We start from the raw sequence: 18,682 nt of genomic DNA, 5'->3' as shown, positions 1-18,682 counted from the left end.
GGGCTCGTGTTGACATCCTCGATGGTCCATTGAATTCGCATTCGGACAAACAGAGAGGAATCCGGGTCAGGCGCGGATGCCAGAGCCGATAAATGGGCGCTGGATGTGAATGGCGGCTCCTGAGGAGAGATCCCGCCATAAGCGAGCATTCAGTCCGGTTCGCATCTTCGGGACGCCGATGTCCGGCGCCCCGGAGGCCGGTCGATGGGCTCTCCTAGGGACGGGGCGGGGCCGTGGAGAGCCGGACCTTGAGTTCGGTCGAGAGCTCCATCCGAGGGCTGACCAGGGGCTGGTCCTCCAGAAGCTGGAACAGCGTGCGGGCGGCGAGCCGGCCCATCTCCTCCAGCGGCTGGCGCACCGTCGTCAGCGGCGGTGACAGCCATTCGCACATCGGCAGGTCGTCGAAGCCGACCACGCTGAGGTCCCGCGGGATGCTCAGTCCGCCCTGCCGGGCGGCTTCGTAGACGCCCATCGCCTGTTGGTCGCTGCCGGCGAAGATGGCGGTCGGTGGCTCGGGGAGGGCGAGCAGTTCCCGGGCGCCCTGGAACCCGCCCTCGTGCTGGAAGTCGCCGAACCGGATCAGGTCGCGGTCGACCTCGATCCCGGCCCGCTCCAGCGCGGTCCGGTACCCGTCGATGCGGGCCTGGCTGCAGAGCATCTCCTTGCGCCCGCCGATCGTGGCGATCCGGCGGTGCCCCAGCTCCAGCAGGTGCTCGGTGGCGGCGAGGCCGCCCGCCCAGTTGGTCGCGCCGATGCTCGGCACTCCATTGCCCGGCAGGTCGATCGGGTCGATGACGACCAGCGCCACCCCGGCGCGTTCGACTTGGGCGCGCTGGGCGTGGGTCACCGAGGTGGTGACGAGGATGACGCCGTCGCTGTGGTGCAGGACCGGCAGTGCGGCCCAGCTCGACGGCGTGGCCTCGCCCGGCGGGACGAGCGACACGACGGTGCCGACGCTCCGCCGGGCGCACTCGGCCTCGACGCCGCGCAGTATCTCCACCGCCCACGCACTGTCCAGACCGCCGATGATCAGGTCGACGAGGCCCGATCTGCGGGCCCTGCCCTGCCGGCCGGGCGGGAGGTAGTTGTGAGATCGCAGCAGGCCCTCGATCCGTTCGCGGGTCGAAGGTGCGACATCGGAGCGGCCGTTGATCACCTTGGACACGGTGGCCTGGGAGACCCCTGCCTCCGCGGCGATGACGGCCAGGGTCGGACGCTGGTCGCTCAAGCTCTCTCCTCCGTGCGGACGCCTTGGGGGCCGGCGACAGGTATCGCAAACTTTCGAAGAGTTTCTGGTCGGCGCGACTGCTTGTCAAGCCAGTGAACAGCCGCTGTTTCTAGATAACTTGGCGACAGGCCTTGACCGAGAAGCCCCACGTTCCTAGTTTGTGGCAGCACCGAATTCGAGAGTATTTCGAAACATTTTCGGACGCGAAACCGTCCGTCCCATGGCCGCGGCCTGTGGCGTCGACGACTCCGGCGGCAAGCCGGCGGCCGACGGCAAGGTGACGTTCGAGTGGTGGAACATCGCCACTCCCACCCCCGAAGGAGCTCTTCTGATGTGGTCTCGCCATTCCTCCTCGGTCCACCTGAAACGCTTGCTCGCCGTCCTCGCGCCCTTACTGCTCCTGGCCACGTTCTTCAGTGCCCGGCCCGCCGGCGCGGCGACGACCATCGACACCAACGCCTCGTACGTGCTGGTCAACCGCAACAGCGGCAAGGCCCTGGACGTCTACAACCTGGCAACCAACGACGGTGCCCGCATCACCCAGTGGACGAGGAACGATCAGAACCAGCAGCAGTGGCGGTTCGTCGACTCCGGCGGCGGCTACTACCGCCTCACATCCCGACACTCCGGCAAGGTGCTGGATGTCCAGAACGGGTCCACCGCCAACGGCGGCTCGATCGTCCAGTGGGCCGACCTGAACGGCACCAACCAGCAGTGGCGGCCGGCCGAAAGCTCGGACGGCTACGTGAGGCTCATCGCGCGCCACAGCAACAAGGCCCTCGAAGTACAGGGCGCCTCCACCGCCGACAACGCGAACATCGTCCAGTACGACGACTGGGGCGGCACCAACCAGCAGTGGCAGCTCGTCAAGGTCGGCGCCGGCACCCCCGGCCAGTGCACTCTTCCGTCGACGTACCGCTGGACATCGACGGGCGCGCTGGCGCAGCCCAAGTCGGGCTGGGCCTCGCTCAAGGACTTCACCGTCGCCCCCTACAACGGCAAGCATCTCGTCTATGCGACGACGCACGGCGCCGCGGGAACGGGAGCGGGCTGGGGTTCGATGAACTTCGGCCTGTTCGGCAACTGGTCGGAGATGGGCTCGGCCGGCCAGAACACCATGTCGACTTCCGTCGTCGCGCCCACGCTCTTCCACTTCGCGCCGAAGAACATCTGGGTGCTCGCCTACCAGTGGGGTAGGACCGCCTTTTCCTACCGGACGTCGAGCGACCCCACCAACCCGAACGGCTGGTCATCGGAGCAGGAACTCTTCTCCGGAAGCATCGCCGGCTCAGGGACGGGACCCATCGACCAGACGCTCATCGGTGACGGGACGAACATGTACCTGTTCTTCGCCGGTGACAACGGCAAGATCTACCGGGCCAGTATGCCGATCGGGAACTTCCCGGGCAGTTTCGGCACGACCTCGACCGTGATCATGAGCGACACGACGAACAACCTGTTCGAAGCCCCGCAGGTCTACAAGCTCCAGGGCCAGGACCGCTACCTCATGATCGTCGAGGCGATCGGCTCGCAGGGCCGGTACTTCCGCTCGTTCACGGCCACCAGTCTGAACGGCTCATGGACACCCCAGGCCGCGACCGAGAGCAACCCCTTCGCGGGCAAGGCCAACAGCGGCGCCACGTGGACCAACGACATCAGCCATGGCGAACTGATCCGCACCAGCCCCGATCAGACCATGACCGTCGACCCGTGCAATCTGCAGTTGCTCTACCAGGGACGCAGCCCCAACTCGGGCGGCGACTACGGCCTCCTGCCCTACCGACCGGGTCTGCTGACGCTGCAGCGCTGACGGCATGTCACCGGTGCGGCTCCGGTCCGGAGCAAGCACGGCGGGCTCGGCGGAAGGCCGAGCCCGCCCGCGACTCAAGTGGTTCGACGCACCGGACGACGTTGGGGATTTCGCTCGCCGAAGAGCGTCGAGCGCCTCGACGTCACGTCAACACCCCGGACATCTACGGGAGATGGATGAGAAATATGGCACCCGCGGACCGTTGACATGCTCCTCGCGGCGTCACTACGGTCGCGCCACGATATCGAACGTGTGACGAAATATCGAACACCCTACTTCAAGGAGCCCCATCGACATGACCATCAACAGGCGTACGGTGTTGGCGGCGGGAGCCGCCGGAGTCGCGGCCGCGGGGACGGCCCCGGCGTTCGCCGCGGGCAGCGCGGAACCGGTGGGCGGAAGGCCGACGAAGGCGCTGTTCGGGACCCTGTCCGACGGCAGACGCGTCCACCGCTGGACGGTCGCCGCAGGCGGCACCCGGCTGCGCGTGCTGTCGTACGGCGGCATCGTCCAGTCCCTCGAAATCCCCGACCGGCACGGGCGGTACGCCAATGTGTCGCTGGGCTTCGACCGCCTCGAGGACTACGTTTCCGGCAGCCCGTACTTCGGCGCGATCATCGGCCGCTACGGCAACCGCATCGCGCGCGGCGCCTTCACCCTCGACGGCATCACGTACCGACTCCCCGTCAACGACGGACCGAACAGTCTCCACGGCGGAGACAAGGGCTTCGACAAGCGGGTGTGGGACGTCGAGCCGTACGCGCAAGGGCCGGACACCGGCCTCACCCTGCGCTACGTCAGCGCGGACGGCGAGATGGGCTACCCCGGCACCCTGCGCATCCGGGTCGACTACGTGCTCACGCCCCGCGGCGACTTCCGCATCGACTACAAGGCCACGACGGACAGGGCCACCGTCGTGAACCTCACCAACCACACGTACTTCAACCTCGCCGGAGAGGGCACCGGCAGCATTCTCGACCACACCCTGAGGATCGCCGCGTCCCGCTACACCCCCGTCGACTCCACCCTCATCCCCACCGGCGAACTCGCCAGGGTCGCCCGCACCCCCTTCGACTTCCGCAACGGCAAGCCCATCGGCCGGGACATCCGCGAGGCGCACCCACAGGTCCTGTTCGGCAGCGGCTACGACCACAACTTCGCGCTCGACAAAGGCCCCACCGAAGCCCCGCGGCGCGTGATCACCGTGACGGAGCCCGTCTCCGGCCGCGTGATGCACATCGCGACCACCGAGCCGGGCGTGCAGTTCTACAGCGGCAACTTCCTCGACGCCACGCTGGCGGGTACCTCCGGGAAGGTCTACCGCCAGGGCGACGGCTTCTGCCTGGAGACCCAGCACTTCCCCGACTCGCCCAATCAGCCGTCCTTCCCGTCGACGGTGCTCCGCCCGGGACAGACCTACCGCTCGACGACGGTGCACTCTTTCGCCGCCCGCTGATGGGCCGTTCGTCGCCGCGGTCATCCGCCTGACCTCGACGCCTCGGCTGTCGCCTTCCTCCCCCCGGCCGTCGGCACGGCCGTCGTGCTGCTCACCGCACTGCGCCCGCTCGGTGGGCGGCGCGTCCAGCGGCATCGGCGGGACCTCCGCGCCGCGCCCTCGATGACCGAGAGAACGAGGAACTCCTCGTGCGCATGGAGCAGTTCAGGTGTCGACACCCCGCCGCCGGGAAGACCCGCGATCCGCCGGTGGGGCCCCGCCCCGACGGTCGGGTTCAGGCCGGGTACGGCAGGTCGGCCTCCGAGGCGCCCGCCGGCTGGGTGTGCGCGGGTGCGTTCGAACTCGCGCAGGACCGGATCGATGGGCAGGCTGTTCGCGGCTGCCCAGGTCGGGGCCTTCAGCAGACGCTCGATCGCCTGCGCTCCGGTGCCCGGGTGCAGGTCGGCCAGCGTGCCGAGCATGCGGCGCGCGGTCGGATGCAGCACCGAGCGGGGGGCGAAGGCGCGCAGTCGGAGCAGGGCCTCGGCGAGCGTGAGGACGGCCGCGTCCGAGCGTGGGACGGAAGCGTGGCCGCCCTGACCACGCGCGGTGATCCGCATCCGGGCGCTGCCCTTCTCGGCGACCTGGACGGTGTGGACGGGGCCGCCGGGTGTCAGGAAACGCTGCCCGCCGCCTTCGTTGAACGCGAACTCGGCCTCGAGGAGACCGTGGTGGTTCTCCCACAGCCAGTAGGCCCCCAGCCGGCTGCCGGCCTCTTCGTCGGCGGTGACCACCAGCAGCAGATCCCTGCGCAGCGGTATCCGGTGCGCGGCGATGCCGAGAGGTGGCTGACGAGGTGTCGCTCCTGGTCGGCCCAGGAGAAGGGCAGCGGCATCGGCTGGGGTGAGGGGGACATCCACGCTCCGGAGTTTCGGGAACGGCGCGGGTCCGCAAAGCAGAGCTGCGCGCTGAGCAGACAGGCGACCAGGACCATGAGCACGGCGGTTCCCCCGCTCGCGATGCCGACTGACGCGAGCGCGCCGAACAGGGAGAGGCCGGGGCGGGACGCGTCCGCAGCTTCGACCCGGGCGCGAGGCCATCCGGAGCCTCCGTGGTTGCTGTGGATGCTGGCGTGTTACACGTGTAACACGTTCCGAAGGTCCTGTATGGCACCGTCCTGCGTTCTGGTCTGAATCAGCTGCTCGGGGTGGGCCTCTGGCCGCCTTCTCCCGTGCCTTCACCCGCGAACCGGGCGTCCCGCCAAGCCGCTACCGTCGCACGGCTGCCACAGTCGACGCCTGACACTCGTCGAACTGTCATCGATCAATTCAGAATGCTCACGATTCGTCGGCCACGGTGTCGCGGGAGGACGAGGCCGCCCTTCGTCTGCGGTACACCACCACTCCGCACACCGTGAGGAGGAGTACGGCAACGGCGGACACCCCGAAGGCCGTCCGCTCGGCGAAGAGCCTCCCCAGCACTTCGAGCACGCCGAGTCCCGCGGTCGCGTAGATCAGCGCCCAGGCCGCTCCGCCCACGAACAGGGCGGGGAGGTAGCGCGGCAACGGCATGCGCATGCTGCCGGCGAGGAAGTTGACGGCGGTCTGGAAACCGACGGTCAGGAAGGAGACGGCCACCACCGGCGCTCCCCACCGCTGGATCGCCCGCTCGGCGCGCTGGAACTTCGCCGAGGAGATCCGCCCGGCGAACCTGCTGCGCCGTGCACCGGCGCCGGCGAGCCACCCGACGGCGAACGTCCCTCCGGCGCGGAGCAGGACGATGGCGTACAGGGCTCCGGCCGTGAGCGCGATGCTAGCCACGACGCCTCGTCCCGGGCGCCGGGCCGGAACCTGCGTCCCCCGTCACCGGCATGGGCGTCCCCGCCCCGGCGGGCGCACGACGCGCACAGGTTCGGTCACCGTTTCTCACCTGCGCCCTACCTCTGTCCGTTTCCACCTGCGGCACCGGCATTCACATGCGCACGCCCGGGTCCGCACGCCAGGCAAGGCCAGCCTAACCGAACGTGCATGCGCCGGATGCAGGGCACCGGGCTACCCGAGGAACGCCAGCCGGGCGCGGTCGGTGAATCTGGTCGGCGCACCGACGCCACCGATCGACACACAGGTACGGGTTCGGCGGGAACCCCCGGTCGCCGGCGGCAAAGTCCCTGCTCAGGGCGATCTCAGCGCAGTAGCATCCCGGCATGCGCAGCATCGAGACCCTGATACCGCAGGTCGGACGCGACGACACGGCGGGCCTGCGGGAGGTCGACGCGGAGGAGCTCGCCCGGTACGTGGCGGACTCCGCACACCCGTGGTGGCGCCGCGTGCCCTGCGTGGTCGCGCTGAGCGGCCGGGTCCCGGAGCGGTACGTCCCCGAGCTGACCGCACGCATCCAGGACCCCGACGACACCTCCGAGGTGCGCAGAGCTCTCCTCGACCTGCTCGCAGACCGGGCGGAGCTGCTGCCCTGGCTGCGGCACGAGGACCGCCGGGCCGACACCTCGTACGGCATGGCCGAGGCTTTCCTCAAGGCGCGAGGCCTGCTCGGCGACCGCTCGGCCGCGCGCGAGCTGGCGACCCTCGCCGCCTCGCCGTGGCAGCGCGTCAGCGACGCGGGCGAAGCCGGTCTGGACGGGCTGGTGGACCGGTACGGCCCGGAAGCGATCCTGGCCGAACTCGGCGTGGAGCGACCCGAGGACCGGGCGTTCCGCGTGTTGACGCGGTACCGCGCCGACGAGGACGTGACCGACGCGCTCGCGGACCCGGACCGGGGGGTCGCGTACCTCGCGCAGTCGCTCGCGACCGACGCGGACCGTCTGCGCGCCTACCTCGACGAGGCGCCGACGACCGAGGCGAAGGTGTGGGCGGCGTACGCGCTGTACCGCCTCACCGAGGACGAGGCCGAGACCCGCGCGGTCTACGAGCGCCTGGGGCGCCCCCGGGTCGAGGTCGAGGGCCTGGACGACGAACTCCGCAGCGCGATCGTCCACGAGTACGGCCGCGGCTGCGAGCGCGCGAGCGACCCGCGGTGGCGGATGGAGGCCCTGTGCGCCGAACCGTCCGCCCGCCCCGACGTGGACGCCCAGCTCCGCCACGCGACGGTCGCCCTCACGACGGACGGCCTCACGCCGAGGCCCCCGGTCTCGTGCGGCGAGGACAACCAGCAGGGGGACGGGACCTACCACGTGATCGAGACCGGCGAGGCGCGGGTCCTGATCAGCAGCCTCGGCCCGTTCGCGACTGCCGAGGACACCGAGGACGGCGAGGACGACGCTCCCGCCGCCCGCGGCGCGCTCGAACGGGCGGGCTTCCGCTGGATCGACGCGGAGACCGGAGCGATACGCGTCACGGACCTCTGCGTCTACTACTTCGGCGCACGCGTGCCCCTCACCGTCGAGTCGCTGCTCTTCTACTGGCAGGACTGAGGGGGGCGGGCTGGCGTGAGCCTGCGGTAGCAGATGAGGGTGCAGGCGATGCGATGATCACTTTCGGATCGGGCCCAGGGTCTTCCCCGGCCCCGGCCCCGGCCCCCGCCCCGGTCCCGGCCCGGGGCACTTCCTGAGGACGAACATCTAGGATGTGGCCGGCGCGACGATCGTCACCTGCGGTTGACGTCACGCGCGGCCGTGTCTCAGATGCGGTCATGAATTGCAGTCTTGATATGCAGTCTTGCGTCCGCGAACCCGCCAACTGGGCGTGTCCGGGCAGCTGTTCCAACGGGGGAGAACTTCGGTGTTCGGAATCATCAGGCCATGCCGTCATCGCCTGGGCCAGGACCTGCGTACCGAGTGGATGGCGCATCTGTGCGGGCTGTGCCTGGCGTTGCGCAGCGAGTACGGACAGTTCGCGAGGGTGGCCACCAACTACGACGGCCTGGTCATCTCGGTACTGACCGAAGCGCAGTCGGAGCGTACCGGGGAGTGGCGGCGAGGTGCCGGTCCGTGCCCGCTGCGCGGGATGCGGTCGGCGGACGTGGCGCAGGGCGAAGGCGCGCGGCTGGCGGCGACGGTGTCGCTGGTGCTGGCCGCGGCGAAGATACGTGACCATGTCGCCGACGGCGACGGGATGTTCGGGCGCCGCCCGGTGACGCTGGCGGCACGCCGGATCGCTCACGGCTGGGACCGCGCGGGCGCCGCAGGCGGCGAACGGCTCGGCTTCGACACCGCGGTGCTGCTCGGGGCGGTCGAACGTCAGCCGGAGATCGAGCGGTCGACCGGCCCCGGAGGCTCGCTGCTGACGGTCACGGAGCCCACGGAGACGGCAACCGCCGCGGCCTTCTCGTACACCGCGGTGCTCACGGACCGACCGGGCAACCTCGAACCGCTGGCGGAGGCCGGCCGGCTGTTCGGACGGCTGGCGCATCTGCTGGACGCGGTCGAGGACCTGGACACGGACGAGGCGTCCGGCGCGTGGAACCCGATCGCCGTGACCGGCGCCGACCGCGCCGAGGTGCGCCGGCTCTGCGACGACGCAGTCCATGGGATACGCCTCGCCCTGTCCGAGGCCGTGTTCGTCGACGGACGGCTGGTACGGACGCTTCTGGGCGGCGAGTTGGAGCGGGCCGTCGACCGGGTCTTCGACCCCCGGCACCGTCACCACCACCACCACCAGCACCGCCGGCAGGCGCGGGGCCCTCGCATACTCCCCTGGCTGGGACGCCGTTCGGCGACGGAAACGCCCTCGGAGACCGGAACGGACACGTCCTGCGGCGTCGGGACACTGGTGGGCGCTGCTCCGGAGGGCGTGTCGATGGCGTCGGGCCGGCCGCAGGACGGGCAGTGCCAACGGTGCGGCGAATGGCGCCGGCTGTGTCGTGACTGCAGGTTGTGCTACAACTGCTGCCGCTGCAGCGACGACTCAGGCCAGGACGACGGCGAGCCCGTGCAGTTCGGCGAGGGCAACTCCAACGGTGGGTCGAGCCGGGACGGTTCCGGGGGTGACGGCTGGTTCGGCGGCCGGGGCGGCGGCAACTCGGGAGGCTCCTCCGGCGGTTCGGGCGGCGGCCATGGGCCCAGTGGCTCAGGGGGCTCCGGTGGTTCCGGCGGCGGCTCGGGTGACGGCTGCGGCGGTGGCTGCTGCAACCCGTGCAAGTGCTGCTGCGACTGTTGCGACTGAATGCCGGATGAGGTGGACGGGTCGCCGCTTCCAGACTCGGGTGCCGACCGACGCGTCGTGCGCGGGGCGCGGTCGGCAGCGTGGTGATCGCGTCGAGCTCGACCTCGATCAGGTCCGCTGGGCGTTGCCGGTTGCCTCCCGGCCGAGGCGACGACCTCGATCGCATAGTCGGCATGGGGGAACCGGACCACGTTGACCTCGCAGTCGGCGGCGGTGAGGGACTGCGCGTGCGTCCGTCGCCCGCGCGCTCATCCCACCGGTGCGATGTCCGCCCACAGGGCGGCGGCGTCGGGTGAGAGCGGTGCGACCGCTCCGCCCGACGCGTTGTCGGCTCCGTCCCACCACAGGCCCTGGCCTGATGTCAGGACACGGCTGTCAGTGCCCGTCTGCCAGTGCCCGCGGAGCACGTAGAGCACCCCGGCGTGCCCGACGGGCGGCATGAATGGGCCGGCGATCTGGTCCACGCGGGCGGTCCAGCGGCCGCGCCGCGCCATGATGTTGAGTACCCGGCAGGCGCCGCCGGGCAGTTCGGCGGCCAGCGCCTCGTCGCCGGAGAAGGCGAACGCCTCACCCGCGCGCGCCAGCAGCCGGTCGAACACCCCGGGACAGGTCAGTCGCACGCCGTCGCCTGTCAGCAGGGTGAGTGTTCGGTCGACGCTCGGGAACGCCGAGAACGGCCCGTCCCGGTCGATATCGGCGACGCTCACACGCCACCCGAACTCCTCCGTGCCCGCCGGCCACGAGGCGACCTCCCTGGTCGTACCCCCGCCGTTGCGCCACGGGCCGGCCGTCAGCGTCTCGACATCGAAGCGGTGCATGGGCGGGGCTCCCTAGGGGCGTGCGGTACGCGTGTGGATCACCTGCGTGCAGCGACCTCGGGCGCCGCGTGCGCGCCGGGGCCGTCGGCCGAGTTCAGGGGCGAGTCCTCGACGGCGGCGTGCTCGCCGACGAATTGTATGCGGCCCCCGGCACCCCTGATCACGCGACGGGGGGGGGCGAAGCCGGACCACCGATCCGCGCTGGTGGGGCCCGGCGACGTAGCTCCCGGGCGTCTCGCCGTACCGAGGGTCCTCGAACCGGTCACGTGTGGGCACGGCAGAACTCGCGGACGGCGTGGTTGAACCGCTCCGGCGACTCGAGGTTGCTGTCGTGCCCCACGCCAGGGAGCACTACAAGCTCAGTGTTCGGAATCGCGTCCTCGAACGCATGGGCGACACTCAAGGGTGACCGCACATCGAGCTCGCCCCAGAGGAGCAGGGTCGGCACCGTGATCGAGGGCAGCAGGTCGCGCTCGTCGGCCTCGGCCATGATGAACAGCTCCGCTCCCAGGGTCTCCGGCCGCACATCGGCGGCCATTGCGTCGAGCAACGGTACGAACGCGGCGGGAGGGTCACCGGCGAACAGCCCCGGCAGAGTCGGATCGAACCGCTCCCGGGGCACCGCGAGCATCTGCTTGGCCCCCTCGACCCGGGCCGCCACCTCCTCCGGCGGCAGCGAGCCCTTCCACCCGGCGTAGGAGTCGACCAGGATCAGCGTCCTGACCAGCTCAGGACGGTGGCGATACAGCTCCAGCGCGACCGTCCCGCCCCAGGAGAGCCCGGCAACGTGGGCCGGGCCGAGCCGCAGCGTCTCGATCACGGCGGCGAGGCAGTGCGCGAAGTCCACCAGGCTGAAGCCGGCCGGCAGATCGGAGGAACGCCCCGCGCCCGGCTCGTCCCAGGCCACCACAGTGAACTCGTCTTCCAGGCCCGTGAGTTGCGGCTGCCACATGCGGCCGTCCACGCCTGCTCCGTGCACGAGGACCAAGGGCGGGCCGTGACCCACGCGCGTGTAGGCGACCTCGACGCCGCCAACCTGCACCGTTGCCATGACACCAGGCTAGGCGCGGTTGCGGACGGCGGCGCGGCGTGCGGCCCGGATGCGGGTGCGGCCGACGCGGCCGAGTTCTGCCTGGGCGGGGTCAGGCCACCTGTGGACCCCGTGCCGAGCCCGGGTGACGGCCTCGGCGGAGGCTGTCACCCGGTAGCGGCGCCGATCTCGGTGCCGGGGCGGTCGTGGGTGCGCCCGCACCGGCACCTTCCGTTCTCGTACCGTCCCCACACCGCACCGCTCACCCCCTTCGGATCACGTCTGAGGAGCGGACGAGGTCGGAAGCGTGGCGAGCTCGCCCAGGGTGCGGGCCGCCGGCGCGGGGTCGACCAGCCACTTCAGGTGGCTGCCTTCCAGTGTGCGGACGTCGTACGGGTTGTCGGGCGTCAGCTCGTTGCCCTCGCGGATCAGCCGGTCCTGTATGGCGAGGGGCAGGCTGGCGTCGTCGGACAGGCGGATGTACGTCTTCGGGATGCGGCCCCAGGTCGTGGCCTGCGCCCGGTCGGCGGAGCCGCCGGCGTCCAGGTTCTCGTCGGGCTGGAAGGTGTTCAGGAAGGTGAGGAACTGCTCGTCGGTGCCGTCGGCGAAGAAGGCCGCCTTGAACGCCGTGAGCGAGTTCGGGTCCGCGGTGCGGAAGTTGACGCGGAGCAGGCCGAGGTCGGCGGGGTTCCCGGCCAGTGCCGAAGCGAAGGCGGCGGGGTCGACCGTGGCCATCTCCGGCTCGGCGTAGTAGTCGTTGACATCGAGGTGGACCGGACACCAGGCCGAGACGTAGACGATGCGGTCGATCAGATCCGGGCGCGCGTTGGCCGCGGCCGTGATCGTGATGCCGCCCCGGCTGTGGGCGACGAGGATCACGGGTCCGTTCCGCTTGGCCCGTTCGAGGATCCCGATGAGGTGCGCGACGTTGTCCGCGAGCGTGACGCCCTTGATCGAGCCGGGCGCGGTGGCGAGCCCCTCGGGGTCCTGCGGTGTCTGGTAGGCGCGGGTGAAGGTCGCGTCGAATCCGTGACCGGGCAGGTCGACGGCGACCGAACGGTGCCCGAGGAGCCCGAGTTCGGCCTGAAGGGGCGCGAAGGAGAAGGAGTTCGCGAAGGCTCCGTGAACCAGTACGAAAGTCGGTCGCATCTGTGTACTCACTTTCCGGCCGCCGCAGTTCGGCGGCGGTCATAAGGGGGGACGTCCTCGTGGGCGGAACGCGTCACGTGGGCTTGCAGCGGTCCTATGTAATCAATCAGACGTTCGGCGCAGGACCAGGCACAGGAAGCCGAAGCTGTCCCGGTATCCGTGCAGCCACTGCGAACGCTGGGCGTTGGCCGTCTCCAGTACCTGTGCCCGGGCCGGATCGGCGGGGTGGTCCAGAGCCCATGAGGCCAGCGAGCCCCAGCAGGCCCACTCGTACGCGTCCAGCTCACTGCGGGAGCTGACATGGCCGTGGACGGGGGTCCATCCGGCGGCGACGACACGGTCCACCGTGGTCGCCAGGTCGTCGAGGTCGCCGAACATCTCAAGGGCCGCCGGTGAGGGGGTGCGGTCCCAGAACGACTCACCGATCAGCACACGGCCTCCGGGCGCCAGGTGCTCGCGGGCCGCCGCGAGGGTGGGGAGAAGCCCGTCAAAGGCATGCGTGGCGCCGACGCTGATCACCAGGTCGAACTGTTGTGAGGGAACGAAGTCCGCTGCCTCCTGGTGGTGGAGGACCAGGCGGTCGTCGACCCCGAGTCTCTTCGCCGCCTGGCGGGCCTGCGTCAGGGCGACTGCGGAGACATCGACGCCCTCGGCGTGCAGGTGCGGGCGCGTGGTCAGGGCGCGCAGAAGCCATTCCGCTGTGCCGCATCCGAGGTCGAGCACGCGCTCGTCGCCCCGCGGGAGGCCGTGTTCGAGCAGGCGGCCGACCGAGTCGTCGGCGAGCGGCGACTTTATGGGGTGGTCGGTGTGGGCGATCATGGAAATCTGTTCGCGGTTCATCGGGGCCACCTGAGCTGTGTCGAGGAGTAGTTTCGCGGCCACCGCCGTCCCGTCGGTGCGGATCGTGCCGGCGACGGCCTTCGCCCGCGCTGCCGTTTCGGGGGTCAGGGCCGTACTGAGTGCGGCGGACAGGGACTCGAAGGTCGGTGTCGGGCCGTCGTGTGCCGCGCCGATGCCCAGGTCGGCCACGCGGGCGGCCCAGTGCGGCTGGTCGACGAACTGGGGCACCACCACCTGGGGCGCACCGGCCCGGGCGGCCGTGGTCACGGTGCCTGCGCCGCCGTGGTGTACGACGGCCGCGACCCGGCGGAACAGGGACTGGTGGTTGACGTCGCCGACGGCGAAGCAGTCGTCCGAGTCGTCCACCAGGCCCAGGTCTGCCCACCCGCGGGAGACGAGCACGCGGCGGCCCTGCGCGCGGACCGCCTCGACGGTTGTCCGGGCGATGTCGGCCGCTTCGCTCATGGGCATGCTGCCGAAGCCGACGTACACCGGTGGGGTGCCGGCGTCCAGGAATGCCTCCAGATCGGCCGGCAGGGGGCGTTCGTCGGGCAGGATCCACGCGCCGGTCTGCACGAGGTCGAGGTTCGTCAGGTGCTGCCACGGGCCCAGGACCGGGTCCACCGCCAGCCAGGGCCGCTCGGTGAAGACGTGGTCGCGGACGTTGTCCACCGGCGCGAGGCCGATCCCCGCGCGGTGGGCGTTGAGGGGCTGGAGGTAGAGGGCGTCGACCTTCTGGGCGTCCAGGTCCCACAGGGCCTGGTTGTCGGTCATGTCGGGCGGAGCCGGCGGGCTGGGCCGCGACGACGGTCGGTAGTGCGCGGAGGGCATCTCGAACGGGTGGAAGCCCACGTACACGTAGCGGATGCCCAGCTTCTCGGCCACCGAGCGGGCACCGGCCGGCATCAGACCGCTCGCCACCAGGACGTCACAGTCCTCGGCCGTCTTGCCGACCGTGTCGAAGTGCGCGGCGACCAGCTCGGCCGCGAACGCGGCCGCGTCCGACGGCGGCGTTCCCGTCCGCAGCGCGCGCACGTCGCGCCCGAAGGGCACCAGTTCCGCGCCGACACCGGCCAGCAGTTCCGCGAACTCCTCGTCCGGCGGCGCGCACACGCGGACCTCCGCGCCGAGTGTCCGCAGCTGCGCCGCCAGCCCCGCCAACGGCGCGATGTCACCGCGCGATCCGTACGCCATCAACAGCACACGCATGGCGTTTCTCTCCTTTCTGCGTCGGGTCGGATTCTTCAGCCGGCGGAGTCGAGGAGCAGCCGTGCCGCCCGCATCGCGCCGTCGGTGCGGACCGTGCCGGCCACGGCCTTCGCCCGGCCGCCGGTTTCCGGGTCCAGGGCTGTCGTGAGCGCGGCCGACAGGGACTCGAACGTCGGGGTCGGGCCGTCATGGGCCACGCCGATGCCCAGCCCGGCCACCCGGGCGCCCCAGTACGGCTGGTCCGCCAACTGGGGCACCACCACCTGCGGAGCCCCGGCCCGAGCGGCCGTCGTCGTCGTACCCGCACCGCCGTGGTGCACGACAGCAGCCACTCGTCCGAACAACCGCTGATGGTTGACCTCGCCGACGGCGAAGCAGTCGTCCCGGTCGTCGATGAGGCCCAGTTCCGCCCAGCCGCGCCCGACGAGGACCCGGCGGCCCTTCGAGCGGACCGCCTCGATGGCCACCCTGGCCGCCTCCTCACCCCCGCGCACGGCCATGCTGCCGAACCCTACGTACACCGGCGGCGCGTCGGCATCCAGGAAGGCCACAAGCTCCGCCGGGAGCGGCCGCTCGTCGGGCAGCACCCACGCGCCGGTCTGTACGACGTCGAGGTCCGGCGTCTCCAGCCAGGGGTCAAGCACCGGGTCCGTCGCCAGCCACGGCCGGTCGCCGAAGGCGTAGTCGCGGACGGTGCCCACCGAGGGCAGGCCGATCGACGCCCGGCAGGTGTTCAGCGCCTCACCGAACAGCGCGTCGATGCTCTGCGCGTCCAGCTCCCACAGGGCCCGGTTGTCGGTCACTTCCGGCGGGAACGGGCGCCCGGGGTACGCAAGCGGCGGGCGCTGCGGCGAAGGGAGGGTCAGCTGCTGGAAGATCGCGGACACGTAGCGGATGCCCAGCTTCTCGGCCACCGACCGCGCACCGGCGATGGCCGGCATCGCCCCCGTCGCCACCAGCACGTCGCACCCCTCGGCCGCCGAGGGCATCACCTTCATCTGACTGACAATCAGTTCCGCGGCGCGCTGCGGCAGATTGCCCCTCGACGGCGGCGGAGCCGCGGTCGTCAGCGCGCGTGCCGACTGCCCGACACCCACCACGGACACACCGACCCCGGCCAGCCGCTCCGCGAAGTCCTCGTCCGGCGGCGCGCACACGCGCACCTCGGCGCCGAGTTCCCGCAACCGCACCGCGAGGCCCACCAGCGGTTCGACGTCCCCGCGCGATCCATACGTTGACAACAGCACACGCACTTCGTGAATCTCCCGATTCTGAGGCTTTGATGAGGTTCTGAGGTTCTGGGGTTGTAGGGTCGTGTGATTCCTGGCCGGGCCGGCCGTCCAGAGGTGCGACCCGGGCAGCCGTTTCTCTTGAGTCACCGAGCCCAGGGCAGTTCACGGGTGCCCTCGGTGTCGGGAACGGAGGCGACCCCGTCGGCGGGCATCGAGACGTGGGCCTCGACCTGTTCGGGTGCGTGGATCCGGCGGAGGCTGTCCGGCGGCAGGATCAGGGTCTGGCCGGCCGCGACCTTCTCCGTACGGCCGAGGCAGGTCACCTCCAGCGCGCCCGCGGTGACCGTCCAGACCTGCTCACGGCTGATGGAGTGCTCGGGGCCGGTGGCGCCGGCGTCCATCGAGACCGTCCAGGTGCTGAGTTCGGCGCTGCCGCGGCTGGGGGCCGCCAGACCGGTCATGGTGGCGTTGGGGGAGACGGTGACGTGGTCGGTGGAGGGTGTGATCACGACCAGGGCGGCGCTCGCGTCGCTGTCGGCCGGATCGGCATCGCCGGACGTATCGGCGTCGGCGGCCGGATCGGCGTTGGCTTCGGCCGCCCATTCGACGAGCTGGACGACGACACCGTTCGGATCGGTCATCTGGAACAGCCGCTCGCCCCACGGCTCTTCGCGCAGGGGCATGGTGATGGGGGCGCCTGCCGCGCGCAGCCGGGCCTCTTCCGCCGCGAGATCGGTGACGGTGAGTGCCAGGATCAGACCGGCCGCCCGCTGGTCGCGCTGCTCGGGCGGGAGGACGTCCGTACCGGCGCGGAGCAGGACGACGTCGACGGCGGCGTCCCTGCGTGTCAGGGACGCGAAGCCGTCGTCGGCCATGGCCACCTCGTAGCCGAGGTGGGTGCAGAGGAACGCGCGGGTGGCGTCCACGTCGGCGACGGTCAGGGAGAGGGTGGAGGAGGAGACGTTCACGACAGCACCTTTGCGAAGTGAGTGAGGGAAAACAGGAGTCGAGTGGACGTGGATACGGATCAGTTCGCGGGCACGTCGAGCTGGAACTCGCGCGTGCGCCGGTAGGAGCGGAACCCCAGCCGGTGGTTGACCGCCAGCATGTGGACGTTGTCGTCGGCGTTGTCCGTCTCGATCTCGACGACGCCGGGGTACTCGGCGCGCAGCCGCCGCACCATGGCCGCCTTCACCCACAACCCGAGTCCGTGGCCCCGGTGTTCGGGCACGACCGCCGTGTCGTACTGCTGGACCCGCTGCGGCACCCCTTGAGGGATCAGGATCTCGGTGTAGCCGGCCATGGTGCCGTCGCCGTGGACGGCGGCGAGGGTCAGCAGCGTGTCCCCGCGGTCGGCGACCACCGCGGCCATGGCGCGAACGCGGTCCGCGTCCCACGCCACACTGCCGTAGTCCAGGTCGCCGACGGGCATGTCGTTCATCGCGTTCTTGGCCGCGGCGAAGGCGTCGGCGAGGCCGTCGGGAACCGTTCCGGTCCAGCCGGTCAGCCGGTAGCCGGGGTGCTCGGCATCGGCGATCCGCAGCAGGTCGGCCCGGTCCTTCCCGTCCTCGTCGAGGCGCAGCATGAGGTGGTCCAAGGTCAGGGCTCGGCGGAAGCCCCGCCGTGCACTGAAGGCTTCGCCCGGGCCGTCGGCCGCGGCTGTGGCGATCAGGCTGCGCCGGTTCTCGGTGCGACAGGCTGCCACGGCCGCCGACAGCAGGAGCGAGCCGGCTCCCAGGCGGCGGTGTGCGGGGTCGACGTGGAGTTCCAGTTCGGCCAGGTGGTCCTGGCCCGGTGAGGTGAACACCCGCAGGCCGGCGACTCCGACCGGGACGCCGTCCGCACCGGTGGCCAGCCAGCTCAGCCGGTGGCTGCCCAGAGCGGGCCCGGTGAGCTGGGCGTGGATCTGTCCGGGGTCGGGGGTCGGTACTCCGGGCAGGTCGTGGGCCGTCGAGGCGGCGACGACCTGGTGCCACGCGACGGCCTCGGTGGCCGAGACGCGCTGGAGCTGATGGACGTGTACTGATGTGGACAAGGTGATGTTCTTTCTTCGTCGAGTCGGTCGTACTTCGGGACTTCGGGACAGCGTGAGGCGTGCTCGTGCTCTCGTCGGCCGAGGCACGCACCGCAGCAGCGGCGCAACAGCGGCGCAACGCAGGGGCTTGGAGGAGGCTGGGGCACCCCGGTTCAGGAGATCCGGCTCCGACCGGGTCGTCGCGTTCGCCGTCGCTCAGTCGGTGTGGCGCACGAGCGGCCAGTCGATGTCGACACGGGCGGTCGTGGCGAGGTAGTTGGTGAAGACGTTGAGGGCGACATGGGCGACGACCTCGACGATCTGCCCGTCGGACAGGCCGGCGCGCCGGGCCGCGGCCAGCTGCTCGTCGGCAACGGTTCCGCGGTCACGGACCGTCACGGCGGCCAGATCCAGTACAGCGGCGGTCCAGGGGTCGTCGGCCTCGCCCCGGCGCGCCCGGGTGGCCTCGGCCGCACTCAGCCCGGCCACCTTGGTCCCGCGGAACGCGTGTACGGAAAGGCAGTAGTCGGAACCGTTCTCCTGTGCCACGAGCAACGCGATGCTCTCGCGCACGGCCGCCGACAGGGTCCCCTCCGCGCTCAGGGCGGTGACCACGCCCACGTACCCCTTCAGCACGGCCGGGCTGTTGGCCATCACCCTGGCCAGGTTGGGGATGACCCCGAGGGCCCGGTGCGTGGCGGTGAACAGAGCTGCGGTCTCACCGGTCGCGATCTCCGGTTCGACGGTGTGGAGTGTTGGCATGCGGGTAACCCTGCCGGTCGATCTTGATACATTCCCGA

Annotated in this window: 15 protein-coding genes and 1 pseudogene; 4 read left to right on the top strand and 12 right to left on the bottom strand. The window is 70.8% G+C overall.

Features of this window, described 5'->3' with window-relative positions; all coding sequences use genetic code 11:
* Positions 1-214: 214 nt before the first annotated feature.
* Entirely contained in the window at positions 215-1,228 is a 1,014-nt protein-coding gene (locus ACGFYP_RS01265) for a LacI family DNA-binding transcriptional regulator (RefSeq protein ID WP_393485208.1), read from the bottom strand.
* A gap of 331 nt (positions 1,229-1,559) precedes the next feature.
* Between ACGFYP_RS01265 and ACGFYP_RS01260 the strand changes: the two genes are divergently transcribed.
* Together ACGFYP_RS01260 and ACGFYP_RS01255 are read left to right on the top strand one after the other, a co-directional pair.
* Entirely contained in the window at positions 1,560-3,038 is a 1,479-nt protein-coding gene (locus tag ACGFYP_RS01260) for a non-reducing end alpha-L-arabinofuranosidase family hydrolase (RefSeq protein ID WP_393485999.1), read from the top strand.
* A gap of 295 nt (positions 3,039-3,333) precedes the next feature.
* The gene (locus tag ACGFYP_RS01255; RefSeq protein WP_393485207.1) at positions 3,334-4,494 is read left to right on the top strand and encodes an aldose epimerase family protein; all 1,161 of its coding nucleotides are present in this window, start codon (positions 3,334-3,336) and stop codon (positions 4,492-4,494) included.
* A gap of 20 nt (positions 4,495-4,514) precedes the next feature.
* Here ACGFYP_RS01255 and ACGFYP_RS01250 read toward each other — a convergent pair whose 3' ends face one another.
* Together ACGFYP_RS01250 and ACGFYP_RS01245 are read right to left on the bottom strand one after the other, a co-directional pair.
* Positions 4,515-5,393, bottom strand: a complete 879-nt coding sequence (locus tag ACGFYP_RS01250; RefSeq protein ID WP_393485206.1) for a hypothetical protein — start codon at positions 5,391-5,393, stop codon at positions 4,515-4,517.
* Between the two features lie 417 nt (positions 5,394-5,810).
* A complete protein-coding gene (locus ACGFYP_RS01245) occupies positions 5,811-6,293 on the bottom strand; it encodes a DedA family protein (RefSeq protein ID WP_393485205.1) in 483 nt (160 codons plus the stop codon).
* Positions 6,294-6,676: 383 nt separating this feature from the next.
* Here ACGFYP_RS01245 and ACGFYP_RS01240 point away from each other — a divergent pair, with 383 nt between their 5' ends.
* Both ACGFYP_RS01240 and ACGFYP_RS01235 read left to right on the top strand, forming a co-directional pair.
* The gene (locus tag ACGFYP_RS01240) at positions 6,677-7,900 is read left to right on the top strand and encodes a hypothetical protein (protein WP_393485204.1); all 1,224 of its coding nucleotides are present in this window, start codon (positions 6,677-6,679) and stop codon (positions 7,898-7,900) included.
* A gap of 307 nt (positions 7,901-8,207) precedes the next feature.
* Positions 8,208-9,590: a DUF5685 family protein gene (locus ACGFYP_RS01235; protein WP_393485203.1), complete on the top strand. Its 1,383-nt coding sequence runs from the start codon at positions 8,208-8,210 to the stop codon at positions 9,588-9,590.
* 248 nt (positions 9,591-9,838) lie between these two features.
* On the opposite strand, the gene ACGFYP_RS01230 is transcribed toward ACGFYP_RS01235, so the two are convergent.
* The 9 genes and pseudogenes from ACGFYP_RS01230 to ACGFYP_RS01190 all read right to left on the bottom strand — a co-directional run bounded on the left by ACGFYP_RS01230 (position 9,839) and on the right by ACGFYP_RS01190 (position 18,644).
* Positions 9,839-10,408, bottom strand: a complete 570-nt coding sequence (locus ACGFYP_RS01230) for a HutD family protein (protein WP_393485202.1) — start codon at positions 10,406-10,408, stop codon at positions 9,839-9,841.
* 262 nt (positions 10,409-10,670) lie between these two features.
* Positions 10,671-11,459: an alpha/beta fold hydrolase gene (locus tag ACGFYP_RS01225; protein WP_393485201.1), complete on the bottom strand. Its 789-nt coding sequence runs from the start codon at positions 11,457-11,459 to the stop codon at positions 10,671-10,673.
* 255 nt (positions 11,460-11,714) lie between these two features.
* Positions 11,715-12,587, bottom strand: coding sequence for an alpha/beta fold hydrolase (locus ACGFYP_RS01220; RefSeq protein WP_393485200.1), 873 nt, complete (start codon positions 12,585-12,587; stop codon positions 11,715-11,717).
* Between the two features lie 102 nt (positions 12,588-12,689).
* Complete coding sequence (locus ACGFYP_RS01215; protein ID WP_393485997.1) at positions 12,690-13,427, bottom strand: SAM-dependent methyltransferase; 738 nt, start codon at positions 13,425-13,427, stop codon at positions 12,690-12,692.
* 12 nt (positions 13,428-13,439) lie between these two features.
* Positions 13,440-14,636: pseudogene (locus ACGFYP_RS01210) on the bottom strand (glycosyltransferase); the annotation flags it as partial.
* Positions 14,637-14,671: 35 nt separating this feature from the next.
* A complete protein-coding gene (locus ACGFYP_RS01205; RefSeq protein WP_393485199.1) occupies positions 14,672-15,889 on the bottom strand; it encodes a glycosyltransferase in 1,218 nt (405 codons plus the stop codon).
* Positions 15,890-16,011: 122 nt separating this feature from the next.
* Positions 16,012-16,836 carry a VOC family protein gene (locus ACGFYP_RS01200; RefSeq protein WP_393485198.1) on the bottom strand — a complete coding sequence of 275 codons (825 nt, stop codon included), beginning with the start codon at positions 16,834-16,836 and terminating at the stop codon, positions 16,012-16,014.
* Positions 16,837-16,895: 59 nt separating this feature from the next.
* Positions 16,896-17,903: a GNAT family N-acetyltransferase gene (locus tag ACGFYP_RS01195; RefSeq protein WP_393485197.1), complete on the bottom strand. Its 1,008-nt coding sequence runs from the start codon at positions 17,901-17,903 to the stop codon at positions 16,896-16,898.
* A 195-nt stretch (positions 17,904-18,098) separates the two neighbouring features.
* On the bottom strand, positions 18,099-18,644 hold the full coding sequence (locus ACGFYP_RS01190) for a carboxymuconolactone decarboxylase family protein (protein ID WP_393485196.1): 546 nt from the start codon (positions 18,642-18,644) through the stop codon (positions 18,099-18,101).
* Positions 18,645-18,682: the final 38 nt, after the last annotated feature.

Source organism: Streptomyces sp. NPDC048370, from assembly GCF_043200825.1.
In the GTDB taxonomy this organism is placed as follows: Bacteria; Actinomycetota; Actinomycetes; order Streptomycetales; family Streptomycetaceae; genus Streptomyces.
This window is presented reverse-complemented; position numbering and strand designations above follow the sequence as displayed.